The organism is Stenotrophomonas sp. 05L44_2 (genome assembly GCF_056665995.1).
The window spans coordinates 1-1,537 of record NZ_JBFTNR010000872.1 but is presented as its reverse complement, the minus strand read 5'-3'; the positions used below and the strand labels follow the sequence as shown (position 1 = coordinate 1,537).

The window sequence follows — 1,537 nt, the reverse complement described above, 5'->3', positions numbered from 1 at the left end:
GTGTGGGGCATCAGCGCGCGCAACCGCGAGCAGAACTTCGCACTCAACGCACTGATGGATCCGGAGATCGACCTCGTCACCCTGCTCGGTACCGCCGGCACCGGCAAGACCCTGCTGGCACTGGCCGCCGGCCTGGCGCAGACGATGGACCAGCAGCGCTACCGCGAGATCATCATGACCCGCGCCACGGTCAGCGTCGGCGAGGACATCGGYTTCCTGCCCGGYACSGARGAAGARAAGATGMYGCCSTGGATGGGCGCGCTGACCGACAACCTGGAAGTGCTGACGCACAACCAGGAAGGCGGCACCTGGGGCCGCCAGGCCACCAACGACCTGCTCGCCAGCCGCATCAAGATCCGCTCGATGAACTTCATGCGCGGCCGTACGTTCCTGTCGCGTTACCTGATCCTGGACGAGGCGCAGAACCTGACCCCCAAGCAGATGAAGACGCTGATCACCCGTGCCGGTCCCGGCACCAAGATCGTCTGCCTGGGCAACGTCGAACAGATCGACACCCCGTACCTGACCGAAACCACGTCGGGCCTGACCTACGCCGTGGACCGCTTCAAGAACTGGCCGCACAGCGCGCACATCACGCTGCGTCGCGGTGAACGCTCGCGGCTGGCCGATTACGCCTCGGAGGTGTTGTGAACCGCTGCACCCGTCTGCTGCTGCCATCGCTGGCGGTCGCCATTGCCACGCTGCTCGGTGCCTGCGCGACCACGCAGGGACCGGCCAGCGTGCCGACCACAGAACGCAGTGGCCAGTCCTGGGTGGTCACCCGCCCGATCATCGCCGCGCAGGTGCTCGACACCTGCTCGCGCCCCAGCCCCGGCCGCGAGGCCGGGCGGGTCAGCGGCTACTGGGCACCGAGCCGGCAGCAGGTGGACCAGCTGGAAGCGAAGCTGGCATCGCTGGAAGCGCAGGTGCCGCACGTGCTGGATTTCGATCGCCAGTACGTCGGCATCGAGCTGGACGGAAAGCAGGTGATCTACATCAACGCGTTCCATCTGCCTGAAGACAACAGCCTGCGGCCCGCCCGCGAGGCGGTACGGGTCTGCGATGGCGGCGCGCAGTTCTGGGGCGCGGTCTTCGACCCGGCCAGCGGGACCTTCAGCGAGCTGCAGTTCAACGGCGGCTTCGGCGGGCCCTGAGGGGCCTGCCATGGGAATCCGCCTGCCCACCTGGGTCTGGATCGGCGCGGTCGCCCTGTCGTGCGTGGCCGGCATGGTCAATGTGGTTGGCTTCCTCGGTTTTGAACACCAGGCGGTCAGCCACATGACCGGCAGCACCAGCCAGCTTGGCATGGCACTGGCGCAAGGTGACTGGCGCGCGGTCGGCCATTTGTGGGGGCTGCTGATCGCGTTTTCGCTGGGCGCGATGGTCAGCGGACTGCTGATCCAGGACAGCGCACTGCAGCTCGGCCGGCGCTACGGCGTGGCGCTGGCATTGGAATCGCTGTTGCTGCTGGCGGCCATTCCGCTGTTCAAGCAGCATCAGATATGGGGCGCATTGGCGGCCGCGATGGCCTGCGGAC

General features: G+C 67.2%; 3 protein-coding genes. All 3 read left to right on the top strand.

All coding sequences use genetic code 11. The features are described 5' to 3' along the window. On the top strand, window positions 1–651 hold a 651-nt coding region (locus AC1VAN_RS21545), incomplete at its 5' end, for a PhoH family protein (RefSeq protein ID WP_480986708.1). Next, on the top strand, window positions 648–1,154 hold the full coding sequence (locus tag AC1VAN_RS21540) for a hypothetical protein (protein WP_025879447.1): 507 nt from the start codon (window positions 648–650) through the stop codon (window positions 1,152–1,154). The genes AC1VAN_RS21545 and AC1VAN_RS21540, both read left to right, overlap by 4 nt. Before the next feature lie 10 nt (window positions 1,155–1,164). Continuing rightward, window positions 1,165–1,537, top strand: a 373-nt coding sequence (locus tag AC1VAN_RS21535; protein WP_480986707.1) for a YoaK family protein, incomplete at its 3' end; no start/stop codon positions are given.